Consider the following 20,325-nt stretch of genomic DNA (forward strand, 5'->3'; position numbering starts at 1 on the left):
ATGACCGCTTCCGCCAAAAAGCTCTACAAGGGAGTCTTCCCGGTGGCGCCGACCGTGTTCGACGCCGACGGCCGTCTCGACCTCGAAGGCCAGAAGCGAGCGATCGACTTCATGATCGATGCCGGCTCGCACGGCATCTGCATCCTCGCCAATTTCTCCGAGCAGTTCGTGCTGACCGATGACGAGCGCGATCTGGTGATGACCACGGTGCTGGAGCATGTTGCCGGCCGCGTGCCGATCATCGTCACCACGACGCATTTCTCGACCTTTGTCTGCGCCGAGCGTTCGCGCCGGGCGCAGGAGAAGGGCGCTGCCATGGTCATGGTGATGCCGCCCTATCACGGCGCGACCTTCCGCGTGCCGGACACCTCGATCTATGAATTCTATCGCGGCGTCTCCGACGCGATCTCGATCCCGATCATGGTGCAGGACGCGCCGGTCGCCGGCACGCCGCTATCGGTGCCGTTCTTGGCGCGCATGGCCAAGGAGATCGAGAACCTCGCTTATTTCAAGATCGAAGTGCCGCGTGCGGCCGACAAGTTGCGCGCGCTGATCGAGGCAGGCGGCCCGGCGATCGAAGGTCCGTGGGACGGCGAGGAGGCAATCACCCTGATGGCCGATCTCGACGCGGGCGCCACCGGCGCGATGACCGGCGGCGGCTATCCCGATGGCATTCGCAAGATCATCGATCCGTATTTCGCGGGCGACCGCGAGGCCGCGGCGGCGGCCTATGAGCGCTGGCTGCCGCTGATCAACTACGAGAACCGGCAGTGCGGGCTTGCCACCTGCAAGATCCTGATGAAGGCAGGCGGCGTGATCCGCCACGACACGCTGCGAGCGCCGCAGCCGCCAATTCATCCGGCGACCCAGAAGGGACTGATCGAGATTGCGCGCCGGCTCGACCCAGTCGTGCTGCGCTGGGGACGCTAGAGATGAGTGAGCTTCGTGTCGCCATCGTCGGCTTCGGTAAGATCGCCAGGGATCAGCACGTGCCGGCGATCGCCGCCACCGAGGGCGTGACCCTGACGGCGGTGGCGAGCCGCAACGCCTCTCTGCCAGGCCTGCCGCATTTCGGCACCATCGAGGAGCTGCTGCGCGACGGGCCGGAGATCGACGCCGTCTCGCTATGCACGCCGCCGCAGGTGCGCCGCGCGCAGGCGCAGGCCGCGCTCGAGGCCGGCAAGCACGTGATGCTGGAAAAGCCGCCGGGTGCGGCGGTCAGCGAGCTCGATCCATTGATCGCGCTCGCGGCTGCCAAGCAGCGCACGCTGTTCGCGACCTGGCATTCGCGCTATGCGCCGGCCGTCGAGCCGGCGCGCGCGTGGCTGTCGTCGCGTCAGATCCGCAGCGTGCGGATCGACTGGAAGGAGGACGTGCGCGTCTGGCATCCCGGACAGGCCTGGATCTGGGAGCCGGGCGGGCTCGGCGTGTTCGATCCGGGGATCAACGCGCTGTCGATCTTGACCCGCATCCTGCCCGAGCCGGTGTTCCTGACCGAGGCCGAACTGTCGTTTCCGTCCAACCGCCAGGCGCCGATCGCGGCCAACCTGTCACTGTCGACAGCCAGCGACCTGCCGATCGCGGCCGAGTTCGATTTCCGCCAGACCGGGCCGCAGAGCTGGGACATCCGGATCGAGACCGACGCCGGGCAGTTGAAGCTGTCGCTCGGCGGCGCGCGGATGACCGCGGACGATCAGCCGATGGTCGACGAGAAGGAACGCGAATATCCCGGCCTCTATCGTCGCTTCGTCGAACTGACGAAGACCGGCGCGAGCGACGTCGATCTTGCGCCGCTGCGGCTGGTGGCCGATGCGTTCCTGCTCGGCCGCCGGCAATTCGTCGAGCCGTTCGAGGACTAGAGCGATGCCAGAAGCGCGGATCACCAGGGATGTGTTTGGCAGCCTGCCGGACGGCCGCGAGGTCGAGCGCGTCACCTTGCGTGGCGCTCACGGTTTCGAGGCGCGCATCATCACCTACGGCGCGGCGCTGCAGACGCTGCTGGTGCCGGATGCGCAGGGGCTTGTCGATGACGTGGTGCTCGGTCATGACGACTTGCTGAGCTACGTCAAGCTCCGAAAGTTCTTCGGTGCGACGGTCGGGCGCTACGCCAACCGCATCGCCAAGGCGCGCTTTTCGCTCGACGGTCAGGATCTGCGCCTCGACGCCAATAATGGTGCACATGCATTGCATGGCGGTCCCGACGGCTTCGACCGCAAGCTCTGGCAGATCGTCGCGACCGAAGACGGCGCCCAGCCCTCGGTCACGATGCTCTATGTCAGTCCCGACGGCGAGGCCAATTATCCGGGGCGGCTCGACGTTCGTGTCACCTATCAGTTGACCGGGCCGATGGAGTTGGCTGTCAGCTTCAGCGCCCGGACCACCCGGACGACGGTGGTCAACCTGACCAACCACAGCTTCTTCAATCTCGATGGCCTGGCCGCCGGCAGCGACATCCTTGATCATCGTCTGACCGTCGAAGCCGACCATTATCTCGCGATCGACGAGACCGCGATCCCGCTGGAAGGGCCGCCGCACGCCGTCGCCGGCACGCCGTTCGATTTCCGCGAGCCGCATGCGGTCGGTGCCCGCATCCGCGCTGACGACCCGCAGATCAAATGCGGTCGCGGCTACGATCATAATTTCTGCCTTCGACAGCAGGCGGGGGTGCGCTTGGCCGCCCGGCTGGCGTCCGCGCGCTCGGGGCGCGTCATGGAGTTGCTGACCGATCAGCCCGGCCTGCAGGTCTATTCCGGCAACTATCTTGACGGGACCGTGACCGGCAAGGGGCGTGTCTATCGTCAATCCGACGCGCTCTGCCTGGAGCCGCAGGTCTGGCCGGACAGTCCGAACCGTCCGGATTTTCCCAGCGCGCGTCTTGCGCCCGATGACGTCTACAAGCACGAGACGGTGTATCGCTTCTCGACCGCGGGAGCGTCCGCATGATGGAGCAGGTGCCGACCACGATCCTCTGCGACGAGCGCTGCCATCTCGGCGAGGGGCCGACCTACGATCCCCACACTGACACCGCCTGGTGGTTCGACATTCGCGAAGGCCTGCTGTTCGAGGCCAAGATCGGCAGCGGCGAACTCCGCCGCCATGGCCTCGGCAGGATGGCGAGCGCGCTCGGCCGTATCGATACCAACAGGCAGTTGATCGTGGCCGAGGACGGGCTCTACATCCGCAGCATCGCCGACGGTGCGCTATCCCTGTATCTGCCGCTCGAAGCCGACAATCCGGCGACGCGGTCGAACGACTCCCGGGTTCATCCCTCCGGGACGTTCTGGATCGGCACCATGGGCCGCAACGCCGAGTGCGGCCTGGGCTCGATCTACGCGCTGCATCGCGGCGAGATCATCCGCCTGTTCCCCAACGTCACCATTCCCAACGCGATCTGCTTCTCGCCGGATGGCACGATCGGCTATTTCGCCGACACCGACGAGAACGTCCTCTACCGTGTCGCACTCGACCCGGAGACGGGCCTGCCGTGCGGTGAGCCGGAGGTGCTGCTGCGCCATGCCGCCGTCGGGGGGCTGGATGGCGCGGTCGTCGATGCCGAGGGGCGCATCTGGAACGCGCGCTGGGGCGGCGGTTGTGTCGATGTCTATAGCCCGCAGGGCGAGCATCTCCGCAGCATCGCGGTTCCGGCCAGCCAGGCGAGCTGCCCGGCCTTCGTCGGCCGCGGTCTGTCGCGCCTGCTGGTCACGTCGGCCTGGCAGGACATGGACGCGGCGGCCAAGGCGGCCGACCCCGGCCATGGCCAGACTTTTCTTCTCGAGGTCGGCGCCCGCGGTCGCGCCGAGCCTGACGTGAAGCTGTCGATCTGAGAGGAGGAACAATCGAGTCGAGCGTCGTTCAGCCTAACAGCTATCTGGTATCGAGATACGCAATCGCGTATTCCTAGTTCAAATCTGAAAATCTTAGAGGGAGTGAAGCATGCTGAATTTCAAGACCATCATGGCCGCCGCGCTGGCCGGCCTCGGCGCGGTGGCGCTGTCCAGCGCCGCAATGGCGCAGGGCAAGGCAACCGTCGGCATCGCGATGCCGACCAAGTCCTCGGCGCGCTGGATCGACGACGGCAACAACATCGTGAAGGTGCTGAAGGAGCGCGGCTACAACACCGACCTGCAATATGCCGAGGACGACATCCCGAACCAGCTCTCGCAGGTCGAGAACATGGTCACCAAGGGCGCCAAGGTGCTGGTCATCGCCGCGATCGACGGCACCACGCTGTCGGACGTGCTGAAGCAAGCCAAGGACAAGGGCGTCACCGTGATCGCCTATGACCGCCTGATCCGCGACACGCCGAATGTCGACTACTACGCGACCTTCGACAACTTCCAGGTCGGCGTGCTGCAGGCGCAGTCGATCGTCGACAAGCTCGGCCTGAAGGACGGCAAGGGCCCGTTCAACATCGAGCTGTTCGGCGGCTCGCCGGACGACAACAACGCCTACTTCTTCTACAACGGCGCGATGTCGGTGCTGCAGCCCTATCTCGACTCCGGCAAGCTCGTGGTGGCGTCCGGTCAGAAGGGCATGGACAAGGTCGCGACCCTGCGCTGGGACGGCGCCACCGCCCAGGCCCGCATGGACAACCTGCTCAGCGCCTATTACGGCAACAAGCGGGTCGACGCGGTGCTGTCGCCCTATGACGGTCTCTCGATCGGCATCATCTCGTCGCTGAAGGGCGTCGGCTATGGCAGCGGCAACCAGCCGATGCCGGTCATCTCCGGCCAGGACGCCGAAGTGCCCTCGGTCAAGGCGATCCTGCGCGGCGACCAGTACTCGACCATCTTCAAGGACACCCGCGACCTCGCCAAGGTGACCGCCGACATGGTCGATGCGTCGCTGAGCGGCAAGCAGGTGCAGGTCAACGACACCAAGACCTACAACAACGGCGTCAAGGTCGTCCCGGCCTATCTGCTCAAGCCGGTCGTGGTCGACAAGAGCAATTGGGAGAAGGTCCTGATCGAGGGCGGCTACTACAAGAAGTCGCAGGTCGAGTGATCACGTTCGGCCGGCGAGCGCGGTCTTGCGCTCGCCGGCCACTCTCGTCTAGGACAGTCAGTGTTGCGGGATACAAAGCGATGACGGCAATCCTCGAGATGCGCAGCGTCAGCAAGAGCTTCGTCGGCGTGCAGGCGCTCCGCGATGTCAGCTTCACGGTCGAGGCGGGCGAGATCCACGCCCTGGTCGGCGAGAACGGCGCCGGCAAGTCGACCCTGATGAAGGTGCTGAGCGGCGTCTATCCCTACGGGCGCTATGAGGGTCAGATCATCTTCGAGGGCGAGGAGCGCCGCTTCCGCGACATCAACGATTCCGAGGCGCTCGGCATCATCATCATCCATCAGGAACTCGCGCTGATCCCGCTGATGTCGATCGCCGAGAACATCTTCCTGTCGCACGCGCCGCAGCGCTTCGGCGTCATCGATCGCGACGAGGTCTACCGGCGCACCCAGCAATTGCTGGCCCAGGTGGGCTTGAAGGAATCTCCGGATACGCTGATCACCGATCTCGGCGTCGGCAAGCAGCAGCTGGTCGAGATCGCCAAGGCGCTGTCCAAGCGCGTCAAGCTCTTGATCCTGGACGAGCCGACCGCGAGCCTGAACGAGGCCGACAGCCAGGCGCTGCTCGACCGTCTCGTCACCTTCCGCGAGCAGGGCATCTCCTCGATCCTGATCACGCACAAGCTGAACGAGGTCGCCCGCGTCGCCGATCGCATCACGGTGCTGCGCGACGGCCGCAGCGTCGACAGCATCGACTGCCGCGCCGAGCCCGTCCTGGAGGACCGCATCATCAAGAGCATGGTCAATCGCGACATGGCGCACCGCTTCCCCGAGCGGCAGCCCAAGATCGGCGAGCCCGTGTTCACGGTCGAGAACTGGTCGGTCTACCATCCGCAGCATACCGACCGTCAGGTGATCAAGAACGTCGACTTCCAGGTGCGCCGCGGCGAGATCGTCGGCATCGCCGGCCTGATGGGCGCGGGGCGCACCGAATTCGCCATGAGCCTGTTCGGCCGCTCGTGGGGCGTCAACATCACGGGCCGCGCCCGCCTCGAAGGCCACGACGTCAATCTCAACAGCGTACCGGCGGCGATCGATGCCGGCCTCGCCTATGTCACCGAGGATCGCAAGCAGCTCGGCCTGATCCTGGCCGACGACGTGCGCAAGAACATCACCCTGGCGAGCCTATCCCAGGTCGCGCCGAACGGCGTGATCGACGACATCGCCGAGCTCAAGGCGGCGTCCGGTTACCGCGGCCGGATGCGCATCCGCTGCTCCGACGTCTATCAGGAGGCCGGCCAGCTCTCCGGCGGCAACCAGCAGAAGGTCGTGCTGTCGAAATGGCTGATGACCGATCCCAAGGTCTTGATCCTTGACGAGCCGACGCGGGGCATCGACGTTGGCGCAAAGTATGAGATTTACTGTATCATCCAGGAGCTCGCCGATGCCGGCCGGGGTGTTGTCGTGATCTCGTCGGAGATGCCGGAGCTGCTCGGAATCTGCGACCGCATCTGCGTGATGAATGACGGCGCCTTCGTCGGCGAGTTCGCCGGGCCGGAGGCGACGCAGGAAAAGATCATGCGCGCCATCATGCGTAACGAAACCATCAAGAACCAGGAGACGGCCGCGTAAGCGGTCGGGAGGACGCCAGCAATGACCGACAAGACGGTTTCGCTCCCGGAGGAGAAGTCGCATAGCGGCTTCCTGAAGAACAATCTGCGCAGCTACGGCATGCTGCTGTCGCTGTTCGTGATCATGCTGTTCTTCCAGTTCATGACCGACGGCACCCTGCTGCAGCCGCTCAACCTCACCAACCTGGTGCTGCAGAACAGCTATATCGTCATCATGGCGCTGGGCATGCTGCTGGTGATCGTGACCGGGCACATCGATTTGTCGGTCGGCTCGGTCGCGGGCTTCGTCGGCGCGGTCGCCGCCGTGCTGATGGTGCGCTATCACATCGACTTCCCGCTCGCGATCATCGCCTGCCTGATCGTCGGCGCCGCGATCGGCGCCGCGCAGGGCTATTGGGTGGCCTATTTCGGCATTCCCTCCTTCATCGTCACCTTGGCCGGCATGCTCGTGTTCAAGGGTCTGGCGCTGGCGCTGCTGCAGGGGCAGTCGGTCGGGCCGTTCCCGGGCACGTTCCAGAAGCTGTCGTCCGGCTTCATCCCTGAGTTCATGCCGAGCGCGGCGCACCTTTATCCCACGTCGCTCGCGATCGGCGCGGTGCTGACGCTCATTCTGGTCTATGCCAGCGTCAAGGGCCGCGCGCGCGAAGTGGAGCACGGCATCGAGGTCGAGCCGTTCGGCTTCTTCGCCGCCAAGAACGTCGTGCTGGCCGGCGCATTGATGTATTTCACCTACCTGATCGCCTCGCATCGCGGCCTGCCCAACGTGCTGGTCATCATGACCGCGCTGATCGCGCTGTACGGCTTCATGACGCGCCGCACGGTGGTCGGCCGGCAGATCTATGCGGTCGGCGGCAACGCCAAGGCGGCCAAGCTGTCGGGTATCAAGACCGAGCGGCTGGTGTTCATGACCTTCGTCAACATGGGCGTGCTGGCCGCGCTGGCCGGCCTGATCTTCGCCGCCCGGCTCAACACCGCGACGCCGAAGGCCGGCCTCGGCTTCGAGCTCGACGTCATCGCGGCGTGCTTCATCGGCGGCGCCTCGGCCTATGGCGGCGTCGGACGGGTCGGCGGCGCTGTCATCGGCGCCATGATCATGGGCGTGATGAACAACGGCATGTCCATCCTCGGCATCGGCATCGACTATCAGCAGGTCATCAAGGGCCTGGTGCTGCTCGGTGCCGTCTGCATCGACGTCTACAACCAGCGCCGCTGAGCGCTATACGCCGCACATTCTCTGACAGGGCGTCTTAGCCGGGGCTCTTCGGCATCCACCATCGTCATTCCGGGGCGCGCGTCGCGCGAGCCCGGAATCCATCTGTCCTCATGCCCCCCGGTGAAATGGATTCCGGGCTCGCGCGGCGCGCGCCCCGGAATGACGAGGTCGAGTCCGTCGCCGACCTATACCACGTGGAAATTCGACACGCTGTCGTTGGCGAGCTGGGCGACGAGCTGCAGCTCCCAGTCGATATAGGCCTGCATCGCTTCCGCGGCGTTGTCGGTGCCCTCATAGGGACGCTTGTAGACGTCGTCGGCATGCGAGATCCATGAGGACCGATCGCTCTCCAGCACATGGCCGGCAGCCGTCCAGGCGCGCGTACCGCCGGTGAGCGCGCGGAGCTCACGCGTCGTTGCGGCACGTGCATCCGCAAGCGCAAAGGCCGCCTCGGCGCCGTCGTCACTTGTCAGCACGATCGGACCGTCGCCTGGCAGCTTGACGAGATCCGATGAAAAGCGCGACGCCAGCACGAAGTGTGCGCCCGGAATGTGTCCGGCCTTGTAGCTCGGACTGCGCGTGAGATCGACGATGGTCCACGCCGCCGCATCGGCCGCGAGTTGCTCGGCGCTGATCGCCGCGTCGCCAAGCTGCGGCAGCGGCGGTCGGCGTGCGGCGCGGATTTCGGTTTCGGTCGTTCCAACGACATCCGGTCCCACGACCGCCACGTCCCAGCCCATCTGCTTCAGCCATGACGCCGTCATGCGCGCGCGCACGCCGTCATCGTCGAACAGCACCAGGCGGGCGCCGCGCACGCCGACCCACTCGTCGGTCGCCTGCACCAGCTGGCCGCCCGGCGCCGACGCGAAGCCAGCCGGATGGCCGGCGGCGTAGTCCTCGGGCGTGCGAACGTCGAGGCAATACAGCGTGCGCGTCCCAGCCTCGGCCTGATAGCGCGCGAAGGTCGCGGCATCGAGCACGCCGACGCCGACGCGCTCGGCCCAGGCCTTGGCATCCGCCAGCGCGGTCGCGTAGCTCGCCTCTGGCCGCTCCAGCATGCGCGCGGTCCTGCCGCGCTCGACCTGATGGCCGGCAAGGGTCCAGCCGATGGTGCCGTTGCGCAACGCATAGATCTTGTTCGGCAGCCCGGCATTGATCAGCGACTGCGTGCCGATGATCGAGCGCGTGCGTCCGGCGCAATTGACGATGATCGTGGTGTCGGGCGACGGCGCGAGCTCGCGCGCCCGAAACGCCAGCTCGCCGCCGGGGACGCTGACCCCGCGCGGGATGCTCATGGTGCGATATTCCTCGAAGCGGCGGGCGTCGAGCACGACCAGATTCGACTCGCGCTCGATCAGCGCCTTGGCTTCGTCGGCCGACAGAGACGGCGTGTGCCGGATGGCCTCGACCAATTCGCCGAACGCCTTGCTCGGCACGTTGACGTCCCGGAACACCTCGCCATGGCGCGCATAGCCCGACAGCCCGCCAGCGAGCATCGCGACGTCGGTGTAGCCCAGTGCATGAATGCGCGGCACCGCGCGGGCGGCATAGCCTTCGCCGTCATCATAAACGACGACGGGTACATTCAGACGCGGCACGAGATCGAGGATGCGCAGTTCGATCTGCGACAGTGGCAGCGACACCGCGAAGAACGGGTGCGACAGCGAGTAGGGGCCCTCCTCGCGGACATCGAGCAGCGCCACCTCCTCGCCGGCACGCCAGCGCCGCCGCAGCTCGGTCGGGGTCGTCTGGCGCGGCTGATCGGATGCATTTCGGGGCAGGTGAGAGGGCGTCGGCGATGTCATTCGGGAGTCCGCAGGTGAGGTCCGCCGCGGTCCCCGGCATCGTTCATGCGTCCGTGGAGCAGACCTGCGGCATGGACCCACAATCACGGCGCGCAGCCCGGGCCGGGGCGCATGGAGTGTCGCCCTTGTGTGGCGGCATGACGACCGTTTGTCCAGCCCGCCGCACCCGATTGCGCTCGGCGGCAGCGCCGGTCAGACGTGCGGCCCCAGCATGGCAATGTAGAACAAGTCCTCGCTCGAGAGCTCGGCGGACCGCCTCGGAAGAACGGCCGCGTTTCGTCCCGTCGTCCTCTGCTCCGCCATGCGCTCGGAACGGAAGGTGCCGAGCCAGCCCCCAAACCACGAGACGTAGCGCATGAGATCCTCCGGAGCTGCTGTAGCCACTCGACTATCACGCGGCAGAATTGCGCGGACAAGGTCCGGTCATGCTGTCGCGCGACTTTGGCAAATCATGCTCGCTGCAACGCGTCGTCGGCAAATTCCTTTCCCGCCGCGTCCCGCTCGCACGCATCGGTTTCTCCACCGGATGCGTCAACGTCGCCATTCCGGCCCATCAGGTCGTCATGCCAATGGGTACGGAACGCCATCCAAGAGGCGTGATCCTGAAAGGCGACCTCGGCGAACCACTCGACCGTGACGGCGCCGCTCGGCCAATAGCGTTCCTGGTCATGCCAGCACACCACCGGCCAGCGCGGATTGCGATAGGAGCGGCCGGTCTCGTCATGCAGCGACGGCCGGCCGAGGTGATCGATCAGCCACGCCATCACCTCGGGCAGGAACGTGGCGGCAAACGACACGCCATGGCGGCCGAGCCGCTGCGGCATGCGCATGACGCGCTGATCGATGATGGCGAAGGCCGGCGGCACGGCACCGACGTTGAACTGCCGAATCATCAGCAAGCGGAAGCCGCAGCCGCAGAGCTCGGCGGGAACGGCGTGAATCGCGGTCGGCTGTAGCGGAGCCGTGATGTTCATCCCAGTGCTCCCCGCGCCTGGCCGAGCGTGAGGTCGATGGCGTGCTGCAACGCTGTGCGCGTCGGCACATCGCTGCGTTTTAGATAGGCGGTCAGAACGCGTGCCATCCCTGTCTCCCGTCGGCATCTGCACATTGCTGGTCGCAGCCGTCGCAGATCGCCTTGCGTGGAGACGGACATCCGGTCCGAATCCGACGCGACGAAAATCAACAATCTCCGACATTGCTGCCGGTCAGGGAGGACACATCAAGTTTCGTGCCAGATGCGGCGGTCAGTGGAGGCGATGGCCGTCGGCGTCGTCTTCCGGCGTTGCGAGCTGCGCGATCGGGCTGGATTGGTGGTGGATCATCCGCCAGGCGCCGTCGATGCGCGCGAAGTGATTGGCCGCGGCGAGCGCCGCGCCGTCCACCAGCTCGATGCAGAGCACGTGACCATGATCGCCGTCGACGATCGCGTGCGGATCCGCGCAGACGATGTTCGGCCGACCCGGGTTGGCGAGGATGTCGCGCCAGCTGCCGATCACGGCGGCGCGGCCGACGATCGCCGGCCAACCGGGATGAATGCAGGAGATGCCGTCGCGATCGGCCCAGAGGGCGACGAGCGCCGCGAAATCACCGTCCGTGAAGGCGGCATAGAAGGCCGCATTGGCGGCCAGGATCTCGCGGTCATCGCTCATCGTGATGGCGTGAGCCAAGCCGGTGCGAAAATCAAGCAATGTTTGGAAACGCACATCCGCGCGCCTGCGAAAACTTGCAAGCTTTTTGCAGGACGCGGTCGAGACGCGATCGCAACGCATCAGCCGAGGTCCTGCCATGCTCGAAACGGCCATTGTCGGAGGTGGATTGTGCGGAATGGCACTCGCGCGCAGCCTGCAGCAGCGCGGCAGCACGTTCGCTTTGTTCGAAGCCCGACATCGCCTTGGCGGACGGGTGCTGTCGGCCAGGAGCAAGGCGGGGCTTGCGCTTGACCTCGGCCCGACCTGGTTCTGGCCGGACACCCAGCCGCTGCTCGCCAGCCTGGTCGCGGAGCTCGGCCTGTCCGACTTTGCCCAGCACGATGACGGCACGGTCCTCCATCTGGAAGAGGCGGACAAGCCGGCCGAGCAGATCAGCGGGCCGCCGGTCCACCAGGGCGCGCGTCGGCTCTCCGGCGGCATGACGAAATTGATCGAGGCGCTGGCGCGCGATCTGCCGCAGCCCTTCATCCATCTCGGCCATGAGCTGATGCGTATCGTCGATTGCGGCACGCATGTGCGGCTGATCTTCGCCACAGCAACGGAATCGGTCGCGATCGAGGCCAGGCGCGCCGTGCTCGCGCTGCCGCCGCGGCTGCTGATCGACCACGTCGGCTTCTTTCCCGCGTTGGACGACGCGACCTTCGAGGCGATGCGTGGCGCCGAGACCTGGATGGCGGCACAGGCCAAGGTCGTGATCGCCCACGACCAGGCGCATTGGCGCGACCAGGGCCGGTCCGGCAATGCATTCGTCAGCCACGAGCAGGCCGTGATCGGCGAGATATTCGATGCCTGCGATGCCGGCGGCGACCGCGCTGCGCTCGGCGGCTTCCTCGCGTTCCCGCCCGATCTGCGGGCGACCTTCAGCGTCGGGCTGCCGTTGCTGATGGACAGCCAGATGGTGCAACTGTTCGGCTCCGCGCTGGAAGGCGGCGAGCAGCACTATCAGGACTGGGCGGCCGAGCGCTTCACCTGCAGCGCACTGGATCGCACCACGCCGCGCGGCGAGCACAGCGAGATCGCCAATCCGATGCTGCGGCGGGCGCTATGGGACGGGCGGTTGCATCTCGGTGGCGCCGAAACCGCAAGCCACGCGGCCGGCTATCTCGAAGGTGCCCTGAACGCCGCCAGGCGTATCGAGCGCGCGATGGCCCGGGTGATCGGCGAGACCGCCGGGCCGCGCCCGGCCGCGGCGATCGGCGACGGGCTGTCGGGCAACGCTGTGAGCCTCGCCTGGTTTGGCGCCTGGGTCGCCGCGCAGCGTGATGCCGCGTTCGACGACTATCGGCAGCGGCTCAACCGCAGCCTCGCCGCGCAGCAGCGCGAACAACTGACGCAGCTCGCTCTTCTCGGGGCCACCGAGCAGGTGTTCGCTGCGGCGCTGCAGGTGCTGGACGCACTGACCTTCGACATGCGCGACGTCGCCGTCGAACGCGGTCGCTCCGCCCTGATGCCCGAGATCCAGAAGCCGTTTCGCGATGTCATGCAGTCGCTGCTCGACGATGCCATAGCGTTCAACCGCACCTCCTGCGCGCTGTCGAACTTTCCGTTCGAGCACAAGCCGTCGAAGGATTATCTGCAGACGATCCTGCGCGACATCGCCGCCGCCTGGCAGGAGTTCTCGCTCGCCGCGAACCGTCTGCTGCTGGCGAAGGCGGAAGCGGCGATGCGCCCGCCGACGAGAGTGTCGTCGTGAGTCGGACGGCATCGAGGTGCAAACCATGAAGCTGCAGATCGAACGTCCGACCATCCTGACGATGGCGGCGGCCTTGCCGCACCTCGCCCCGCTCATGGAGCAGTTGCGCTTCGGCGACAAGGTCGAGGTCAACCTCGCGCAGCTCGCGGGCGCGGAGCTCGACTTCCTGCGCGACAGCTACCGTGGACCGGTGACTGATGTCCGGTATGCGCGGTCGGCTATATCAGCCCCAGATGTGGTGCAGTGCGTGGTGGTGATGATCGACGACGGTCGAAGAATGCGCCGCTGCCGTCGTGTGGGTGGGGGTCGAGTTGTGGGCGGCGGCCGTCGTGTTGTTGTGGTGATGGTGCGAAGAGCCTTGAGTGGTCGTCTTGGTGGTCGTCGATGTCGTATTGCCGGTGGCGTTGGTCGCGGTCGTCGTCCCGGTCTTGGTCGTGGTTCCGCCGCTCGATGTCGCGGCCGTGGACGTGCTGGTACCGCCGGTGCCGTTTGCGATGTTCGGCGTGGCCGTGACCTTCGTCGTCCCCTGGGCGAGGCCGGCGACCGATGTCGCCTTGGAGACCGTCGTTGCCGATCCGACATAGGTCGCCCCGCCGATCGCGATGTTGTTGCCGCTGACGTCGTTCGCGTCGGCGACGAAGCCCTCACCGGCAGCCGTCAGCATCGCGAGGTCCGAAGTGAGCGCCGCGCCGGTATCCCCGTTCAGGATGCCCTGCAGTCCTTTGATGGCGGTGGCGGAGTCCGCCTGCAGCGTGCCATTGTTGAGCTCGTTGTCGAAACGGCCCTGGAACACGGCGCCCTGGGCGGCATCGAAGCTGGCGCCGAAATTGTTGTAGTTCTCGATCTGCGTGATCAGCGCCTGGCTGGCCGTACCGCTGCCGTTCACGATCGCCATCAGTTGCGCGTTGATCGTGTTCGCCTCGGCGACGAAGGTGGCCCAGAAATTGGTTTGCGCCTGATTGTCTTGGAACCGCGTGACCGTGCCGGTGAGGCCGCCCGGATCCTCGGCGAAGCCGCCGGTGTGGCCCGGATTGCCGTTACCGCCGGCCGCGACGTTCAAAGCGGCGTCGTTCTGGACGATGTCGATGATGTCGAGCAGATTGTCCGCCGTGCCGCGCAGCGCGGTGGTGTTTCCGGTCGCGGCGGCGGCATCGTATTTCTCGAGCTGCAGCGTGACCTGATTCAGCACGGTCTGGAGATGAAGCGTCGTGGCGGCTGCCGCGTTGGTGGTTTCTCCGGCTTCGATCTGAGCGAGCAGGGTCGCGTTGGCGAGGATGGCCGTGAGGCCCGATTGCACGGCCGTCAGGTCGTTGGTCACTTGGGTCAGATTGGTCGCGTTGATGCCGCCGGAGATGACGCTCACTGCGGCATTGAAGACCTCACCGACCACCTTCAGGCTGGTGCCCGCCGTCGCGGCCGCGAGCGTGGTCGGATCGTCTGCGCCTGCCGGCAGGTTCTGGAACGCAACGTCGGTCGCGCCGGTATTGGCGGTGAAGGTGACGTTGTTGAGTGCCGCCGACAGATGCGCGTCGTTGTTGATCTCCGACAGGATCTCGGTCTGCAACGCGTGGATGGTCTGCGACGCGGCCGACAATGTCGTCGCATTCGTGGTCTGCGCGGCCGCGGTCAGCAGCGTGCCGAGCTGGGTCTGGACGTTGGTCAGCGCGGCGATGTCTGTGGAGTTCAGCGCAAACGTCTCGCCACCGATCGTCACGTCGTTCGGGTTGGCCAGGATGGCCGCGATATCGTTCTGCACCGCGTGGATGTCAGTGGTGTAGTTCGACAGGAAGGTGTTCGAATTGCCGCTGCCTTGACTGCCGGAATAGAGGCCGAGCGAGATGCGAACGGCGTCGTCGAAGACGACGCCGGCTTGAACCAGATCGGTCGACAGATTGAGCGCACTCGCTCGCGTGAGCAGGTTGGACGTGCCGTTGGCGAGCGCAGTCGCATTGAAGTTAGTGGCCATTCGATCGTCTCCTCACACTTTACTGCTGTCGCGGCATGACAATCCTGGCCGGCAATGCATCTGCGTTCGCCTGTATCGCTTCGATGCAGGTCGTCGGGATGGTGCATGTCGTGACGTGAGGAGCTTTGTAGTTACACAATCGGGCCGTCGGCCGCTGCAAAGTCGTCATCGAACGGGCAGCGGGCCGGCTTTCCAGTCTGTTTGTTTCTGTCTGGCGGAGGAGAAATATTCGTTGGGCGCGTGCGACGTTCTGCCGCATGCCTGATTGGGCGCTGCATCCTGCTCGTCGATGAATGGAATCGTTTGCAACTAACAGCGGCCGCGCCTTGCTGATGATGCGCGGCTGAAAGAATATCGCGTTGGCGTGCCCGCCGCTGATGCCTCGTGACATGCCTGCGCTCAAGAGCGGCACGACGGCTTGCAATATCTGCAGTTCGGATGTATGAGCGTCGCCCGTTTCAATACCCAAAGCGTTCAACGCGAGAGGCCATCAGCCATGTCAAGTCCACTGTGCGCGACACGATCCGTGCCGACGCCCGCAGTGCGTTCGGCTGACAGTCACTCCATCATGTTGAACGACCATGGCACAGTCATTGATGGCGCGCCGGCGGGAGGCCGAGCGCGCGCGGGTTGAAGCCTATCAGCTGACGCTGCGCCGCGCGGTGCGGCCGACGCGTTCGCCGCCGGATCTGCACAATGCGATCCGCGAGGCGCGGCGCGGCTTCGAGGCTGACATCATTCGCGATCCAGAAGGCTGGAAGCCCCAGTTGAAGACGCGCGACGCCGCGCGGCTGCGGCTGGCGGCTGCGCGTCATCTGTTTGGCCGCTATTCGGTGGCCCAGCACCTGGAGCTGATCTGGATCGATGACGGCGGGCTCGGCCGCGACGAGACGATCCTGCGCAAGCGCTGGTACATCGCGGCCGCCGGCGGCGGCTCGCTGTACAAGGCAGGCGCCTCGGCCTGGCTGTCGCGCAAGGAGGTTCACGCCTTTCTCCATCCGCTCGGGCAGGTCGGCTTCGACGAGGCGATATGGCAGGCGATCGCGCGGTCCTACACGAGCGATCCGGTGATCGTGTTGCGGATCGCCCGGTCCAGGATTGCGCGGACGCCGCGCGGCGAGATCGCGTTCTGGCGCGAGGCGGCGCAGTTCTTCTGCGCACATCCGACGACGGGCGAGGAGATCGACGATCTCTGCGACTACATCGCGCATCGTCGCCGGCGCGAGCGCCAGTTCAGCCTCAAGGGCCGCTCGCTGGCCGCGCTGCGCCGGCTGATGAACGCATGGCATCGTGATCTCGCGGTGATCGCGCGCATCGAGGCGGCGCGCCGGCGGGCCGAGATCGCCCGTGGCCGCATGGCGGCACGGACCGCGGAGCCAGCGCATTGGCGGGGGGCGGCGCTGACGGACTGGTCATGGAGCCCGTCGAAGGGCTCGGCCACGCGCGACGCGTATGTCATCATGCAGTTGCGGACCGCCGAGGATCTCGTCGCGGAGTCCAGGGCGATGCATCACTGTGTCGCGAGCTACGCGGACAAGTGCATTGCCGGCCACGCCTCGATCTGGTCGCTGCGCTATCGTCACGCCGGCAAGACGCAGCGGCTGCTGACGATCGAGCTCAACCCGCGGCACCGCGCGGTTCAGATCCGCGGGTTCGCCAACCGCGTCGCTCACGCGGACGAGCGCAAGGTCCTGGAGCGCTGGGCCAAGGCGCGCGGGATCGAGCTGCCGCAGACGTGAGCTGCGTCGCCCCTGCCGGGCGGCGCAGCTCGTACGTCGGTATCAATGTCCGTCGATCGCGGCCGCCTTGGCGCCGCCGGCGACGGAGTAGCGCATCGGGACCTTGCGGGTCTTCAGAAAGGCTTCCAGCGTCTCGCCGCGAAAGGCTGCGTAGACCTCCGGGTTGGAGACGCCGATCACCGCCGCCATCTTCTCCAGCACGAAGAAGCTGACGCCCCGCCTGATCATCTCGATCCAGCGCCGGTTGCGGATCAGGTCGCGCTCCTCGTCCGTGAGGCCGTGCTCGTCCGCCAGCGCGTCGAATTCCTCAACGAATCTCTTGCGATGCGCGGGGATGACGAGCCGGTGCAGGAAGTCGTTGATGCGGAAATTGGCCTGGCTGCGGCCATGGGTGAACGGATAGGTACCAGCCAGCGTCTCGGCGCCCGCGAGCTCATGTCCGATATGCGCGCGATAGGCCGCGACCTCCCGCGAGTCGGGCGCGCCGCCGAGATCCTCGAACACGAGGGTAGCGATGTTGGTCACCGACGGTGCGTAGGTCTGCCTGTGCACGAGCTTCACGTTCTCGGACAGCGCGCCGCGCATGATCAGCCACATGATCACCTCGGCGCCTTCCATGCCGCCCTTGATTGCATAGTCGGCGATCCGCATCGCAGTGAGCCGCTCCGGGTCCTTTTCCAGCAGATCGAGGAATTCGTTGTCCCAGTCCTCGTTGAGAAAGCCGGCGCGCTCGCCGTGAACCTGGTGCGACAGCCCGCCGGTGGCGAAGATCGCCACTTTCAGGTCTTCCGGATAGCTCTCGATCGCCTTGCGCAGGGTCTTGCCGAGCTTCCACATCCGCTTCGCATTGGGAATCGGCAGCTGCAGCACGCCGACCTGCAGCGGCACCACCATGCCCGGCCACGGGCCGCTGGCATCGCCCATCATCGACAGCGGCGACAGCAGGCCGTGATCGACCGGCTTGCCCTGGAAGAACGACATGTCGAACTCGTCCGCCATCATCGCCATCGCGATGTGCTGCGACAGGCCGAGGTGGCCCTTCGCCGGCGGCACGTCGCGCGGTCCGCCGCCTTCGTCGGCGGCGACATAGCGGTCGTCAATGCCGAGCGCGAAGGCGGAGTAGTGATCGAAGAAGAACGAGGTGATGTGATCATTGTAGATCATGAACAGGACGTCGATGTCCTTCTGCTTCACCCAGTCGCGCACGACCGCGAAGCCGTCGAAGATCGGCTTCCAGGCCGGGTCGTTCTGCTTGTTGGTGTCGCGTGCGAAGCCGATGGTGGGCGAGTGCGATGCGCCGATGCCGCCGATGATCCGGGCCATGTGTCCCTCCGCGAATGGGCCGCCGCTGACTGTCACCCGCGGCCGCGCCGGGACGGACCATACGAAGTTTCCCCTGCTAGACAATCATGCTAACGTGCACGGATCGTTTCTCTCGATGAACGAGCGGCTCTCGGATGAAATGGCGGATCGAGGACATTCCTGTGTTCCATGCGGTGGTGGCGACCGGCGGCATGACCGGCGCCTCGCGGTCGCTGGGCATGCCGAAATCCTCGGTCAGCAAATCGGTCGCCCGGCTCGAGCAGGATCTCGGCATCCGGCTGTTCGACCGCAACTCGCGGCGCGTCCGGGTGACCCGCGAGGGCGAGCTGTTCTTCCAGCAATGTCAGAAGATCCTGGATCAGGTCTCGGAAGCCGACGCGGTCATGACCGGGCTGGTCGGCGTGCCCAGCGGCCGGCTGTCGGTGGCGCTGCCGCCGGCGTTCTGCGAGGAGATCCTGGCGCCGCAGCTCGCCGAATTCCACCGCCGCTATCCGCGCATCGAGCTCGATGTCGAGGCGACCACGCGCGCGATCGACATGCTGGCCGACCGCTTCGACATCGCGGTCGTGGTCGGCGTGCAGGAGAATTCCGAGCTGGCGCAGAAAGTGCTGATCGGCGGCCGCCTGATCTGGGTGACCAGCCCCGCCTATCTCGCCGCGCACTACATCGGCGAGGACGTCCGCGCGCTGGAGCGCCATCTCATGATCTGCGAGCGGCGCTATGGCGATCGCACCCTGATGATCAAGCAGCACGGCCATCTCGTCCGCTTCGACGTCGGTGCGCATGTCGCCCGCATCAACAATCCGCTGGCGGTGCGCCGCGCCGTCGCCCACGGCGCCGGCATTTCCTTTCTGCCGGAGCACTATTGCGTCGAGTTGCTCGGCGAGGGCCGGCTGGTCGAGATCGGCAGGGGGGTCGTGTTCGACACTCGCGCCGCCCAGCTGACCGCGATCTTTCCGAGCCGCAAGCTGATCTCCTCGCGCGCCCGCGTCTTCCTCGACTTCCTCGAGGAGATCTGTGCCGCGTCCGCGCACACCCTGATCGGTCAGACCTGAGGTGCGCCGTCCGTCTGTCTCACGCAAGCCGATGGAATGACGGCGGCAATGGCTCTCGCACCAGTTCGCTCAAATTGAGCGTTTCACCGCTGTCGGCGATATCCGAGAACAACACCTCGATGAAGGGATGCTGACGGTTGGATGCGGCGCCGCGCCGATATTTCCTGCTCACGATCCGCTCGATCGCAGCAAGGTTCAATTGTCCCAGCGCATTGTATTGGACACGAAACAGGCTCTGCCGGCCGCCCGTGTGCTCGATCGACTCGGCCCAGACGTCCATCACCTTGCGGCTGACGAAGGCCTCGACGCCGACGGCGCCATCCTGGGCGAGCAGGCGCAATCCGTCCATCGTATGCGGCTGCTCATCGACGCGAAATTGGCTCAGCGACATCGGAGATCCCTTTCTGTTGCGTGCATCGGCGGTCTCACGGGAGAGTCGAGAACGGCGATCGGCGCATCGAACGTGTAGGAGAGCCCTGACGGCGCATAGGTCAACTGAACCTCGCCGCCGAGCTGCACGCCGAGCGTTTCGATCAGCCGGGTTCCGAAGCTTCGGCTGGCGGGCTGTTGAACGACCGGGCCGTGTCTTTCGGTCCAGGCGAAGCGGACCCGGCGTTGGTCGACGGTCCAAAGCAGATCGACGCGTCCTTCCGGCACGGACAGCGCACCGAACTTCAGGGCGTTCGTGCATAGCTCGTTGAGCGTCATCGCGAGGGCGATGACGGCATCCGGCGTCACCAGCACGTCGGGTCCGGTGATCGCAAAGCGTGAGTCGTCGGGCGTGTCGAAGGCCTGGACGGACGTACGGATCACCGTGCGGAGATCGCCGCTGGACAATTTCGCTTGCAGGAGGAGATCGTGTGCCCGTCCGAGGGCCAGGAGCCGCCCGGAGATGGCATGCTGTGCATCCTTGGTCGCCGGCACGTTGCGGAGGCTCTGGGAGACGATGGCGGTGACGGTCGCGAGCGTATTCTTGATGCGATGGTGCAGCTCCTCGAGAATGAGCTTTTGCAGCCTGCTCGCCGTCTCGCGTTCTCTCGCCTCGATTTCGGCCTGCTCGGACCGGGTCTTGGCATTGCTCTCGGCCTCGGCGAGCAGGCGCTTCAGCCCGATGATTTCCGTCAGCAGAAAGTCGGGATCCACGACCGTGCCGTGAGGAGGCTCTGTGGTGAGGTTGATCTCGAGCAT

18 protein-coding genes are annotated in these 20,325 nt (G+C 65.9%); 10 read left to right on the top strand and 8 right to left on the bottom strand.

Going from position 1 to position 20,325, the window contains the following annotated elements:
* The 7 genes from QW863_RS33795 to mmsB all read left to right on the top strand — a co-directional run bounded on the left by QW863_RS33795 (position 1) and on the right by mmsB (position 7,847).
* Positions 1–930 (top strand): dihydrodipicolinate synthase family protein, encoded by a 930-nt coding sequence (locus QW863_RS33795; protein WP_315718204.1) that lies wholly within the window; start codon positions 1–3, stop codon positions 928–930.
* 2 nt (positions 931–932) lie between these two features.
* Complete coding sequence (locus tag QW863_RS33800; protein ID WP_315718205.1) at positions 933–1,859, top strand: Gfo/Idh/MocA family oxidoreductase; 927 nt, start codon at positions 933–935, stop codon at positions 1,857–1,859.
* Positions 1,860–1,863: 4 nt separating this feature from the next.
* Entirely contained in the window at positions 1,864–2,943 is a 1,080-nt protein-coding gene (locus QW863_RS33805) for an aldose epimerase family protein (RefSeq protein ID WP_315718206.1), read from the top strand.
* Positions 2,943–3,824: an SMP-30/gluconolactonase/LRE family protein gene (locus tag QW863_RS33810; RefSeq protein WP_315718255.1), complete on the top strand. Its 882-nt coding sequence runs from the start codon at positions 2,943–2,945 to the stop codon at positions 3,822–3,824. The genes QW863_RS33805 and QW863_RS33810 overlap by 1 nt, the downstream gene beginning before the upstream one ends.
* 109 nt (positions 3,825–3,933) lie before the next feature.
* The gene (gene chvE, locus QW863_RS33815) at positions 3,934–5,004 is read left to right on the top strand and encodes a multiple monosaccharide ABC transporter substrate-binding protein (protein ID WP_315718208.1); all 1,071 of its coding nucleotides are present in this window, start codon (positions 3,934–3,936) and stop codon (positions 5,002–5,004) included.
* A gap of 80 nt (positions 5,005–5,084) precedes the next feature.
* Positions 5,085–6,635 (top strand): multiple monosaccharide ABC transporter ATP-binding protein, encoded by a 1,551-nt coding sequence (gene mmsA, locus QW863_RS33820; RefSeq protein ID WP_315718210.1) that lies wholly within the window; start codon positions 5,085–5,087, stop codon positions 6,633–6,635.
* A gap of 21 nt (positions 6,636–6,656) precedes the next feature.
* Complete coding sequence (gene mmsB / locus QW863_RS33825; protein WP_315718212.1) at positions 6,657–7,847, top strand: multiple monosaccharide ABC transporter permease; 1,191 nt, start codon at positions 6,657–6,659, stop codon at positions 7,845–7,847.
* A gap of 185 nt (positions 7,848–8,032) precedes the next feature.
* Here the strand turns inward: mmsB and QW863_RS33830 are convergent, their stop codons facing one another.
* The 3 genes from QW863_RS33830 to QW863_RS33840 form a co-directional block, all read right to left on the bottom strand.
* Positions 8,033–9,652 (bottom strand): rhodanese-like domain-containing protein, encoded by a 1,620-nt coding sequence (locus QW863_RS33830; protein WP_315718213.1) that lies wholly within the window; start codon positions 9,650–9,652, stop codon positions 8,033–8,035.
* 449 nt (positions 9,653–10,101) lie between these two features.
* A complete protein-coding gene (locus QW863_RS33835) occupies positions 10,102–10,620 on the bottom strand; it encodes a hypothetical protein (RefSeq protein WP_315718256.1) in 519 nt (172 codons plus the stop codon).
* A gap of 276 nt (positions 10,621–10,896) precedes the next feature.
* A complete protein-coding gene (locus tag QW863_RS33840; RefSeq protein ID WP_315718215.1) occupies positions 10,897–11,301 on the bottom strand; it encodes a nuclear transport factor 2 family protein in 405 nt (134 codons plus the stop codon).
* Between the two features lie 136 nt (positions 11,302–11,437).
* Between QW863_RS33840 and QW863_RS33845 the strand changes: the two genes are divergently transcribed.
* On the top strand, positions 11,438–13,054 hold the full coding sequence (locus tag QW863_RS33845) for a flavin monoamine oxidase family protein (RefSeq protein WP_315718216.1): 1,617 nt from the start codon (positions 11,438–11,440) through the stop codon (positions 13,052–13,054).
* A 223-nt stretch (positions 13,055–13,277) separates the two neighbouring features.
* On the opposite strand, the gene QW863_RS33850 is transcribed toward QW863_RS33845, so the two are convergent.
* Together QW863_RS33850 and QW863_RS33855 are read right to left on the bottom strand one after the other, a co-directional pair.
* Entirely contained in the window at positions 13,278–15,020 is a 1,743-nt protein-coding gene (locus tag QW863_RS33850) for a hypothetical protein (RefSeq protein ID WP_315718217.1), read from the bottom strand.
* A 19-nt stretch (positions 15,021–15,039) separates the two neighbouring features.
* Positions 15,040–15,498 carry a hypothetical protein gene (locus tag QW863_RS33855; protein ID WP_315718218.1) on the bottom strand — a complete coding sequence of 153 codons (459 nt, stop codon included), beginning with the start codon at positions 15,496–15,498 and terminating at the stop codon, positions 15,040–15,042.
* Positions 15,499–15,601: 103 nt separating this feature from the next.
* On the opposite strand from QW863_RS33855, the gene QW863_RS33860 reads away from it, so the two are divergent.
* Complete coding sequence (locus tag QW863_RS33860) at positions 15,602–16,759, top strand: PcfJ domain-containing protein (RefSeq protein ID WP_315718219.1); 1,158 nt, start codon at positions 15,602–15,604, stop codon at positions 16,757–16,759.
* Between the two features lie 42 nt (positions 16,760–16,801).
* Here the strand turns inward: QW863_RS33860 and QW863_RS33865 are convergent, their stop codons facing one another.
* Entirely contained in the window at positions 16,802–18,082 is a 1,281-nt protein-coding gene (locus tag QW863_RS33865) for a gallate dioxygenase (RefSeq protein WP_315718220.1), read from the bottom strand.
* Between the two features lie 134 nt (positions 18,083–18,216).
* Here QW863_RS33865 and QW863_RS33870 point away from each other — a divergent pair, with 134 nt between their 5' ends.
* A complete protein-coding gene (locus QW863_RS33870; RefSeq protein WP_315718221.1) occupies positions 18,217–19,137 on the top strand; it encodes a LysR family transcriptional regulator in 921 nt (306 codons plus the stop codon).
* Positions 19,138–19,156: 19 nt separating this feature from the next.
* Here the strand turns inward: QW863_RS33870 and QW863_RS33875 are convergent, their stop codons facing one another.
* Together QW863_RS33875 and QW863_RS33880 are read right to left on the bottom strand one after the other, a co-directional pair.
* Positions 19,157–19,528, bottom strand: coding sequence for a signal transduction histidine kinase (locus QW863_RS33875; RefSeq protein WP_315718222.1), 372 nt, complete (start codon positions 19,526–19,528; stop codon positions 19,157–19,159).
* Complete coding sequence (locus QW863_RS33880) at positions 19,519–20,325, bottom strand: sensor histidine kinase (protein ID WP_315718223.1); 807 nt, start codon at positions 20,323–20,325, stop codon at positions 19,519–19,521. Before QW863_RS33880 ends, QW863_RS33875 begins: the two co-directional genes overlap by 10 nt.

Origin of the sequence: Bradyrhizobium sp. SZCCHNR1017 (assembly GCF_032381375.1) — a bacterium.
GTDB lineage: Bacteria > Pseudomonadota > Alphaproteobacteria > Rhizobiales > Xanthobacteraceae > Bradyrhizobium.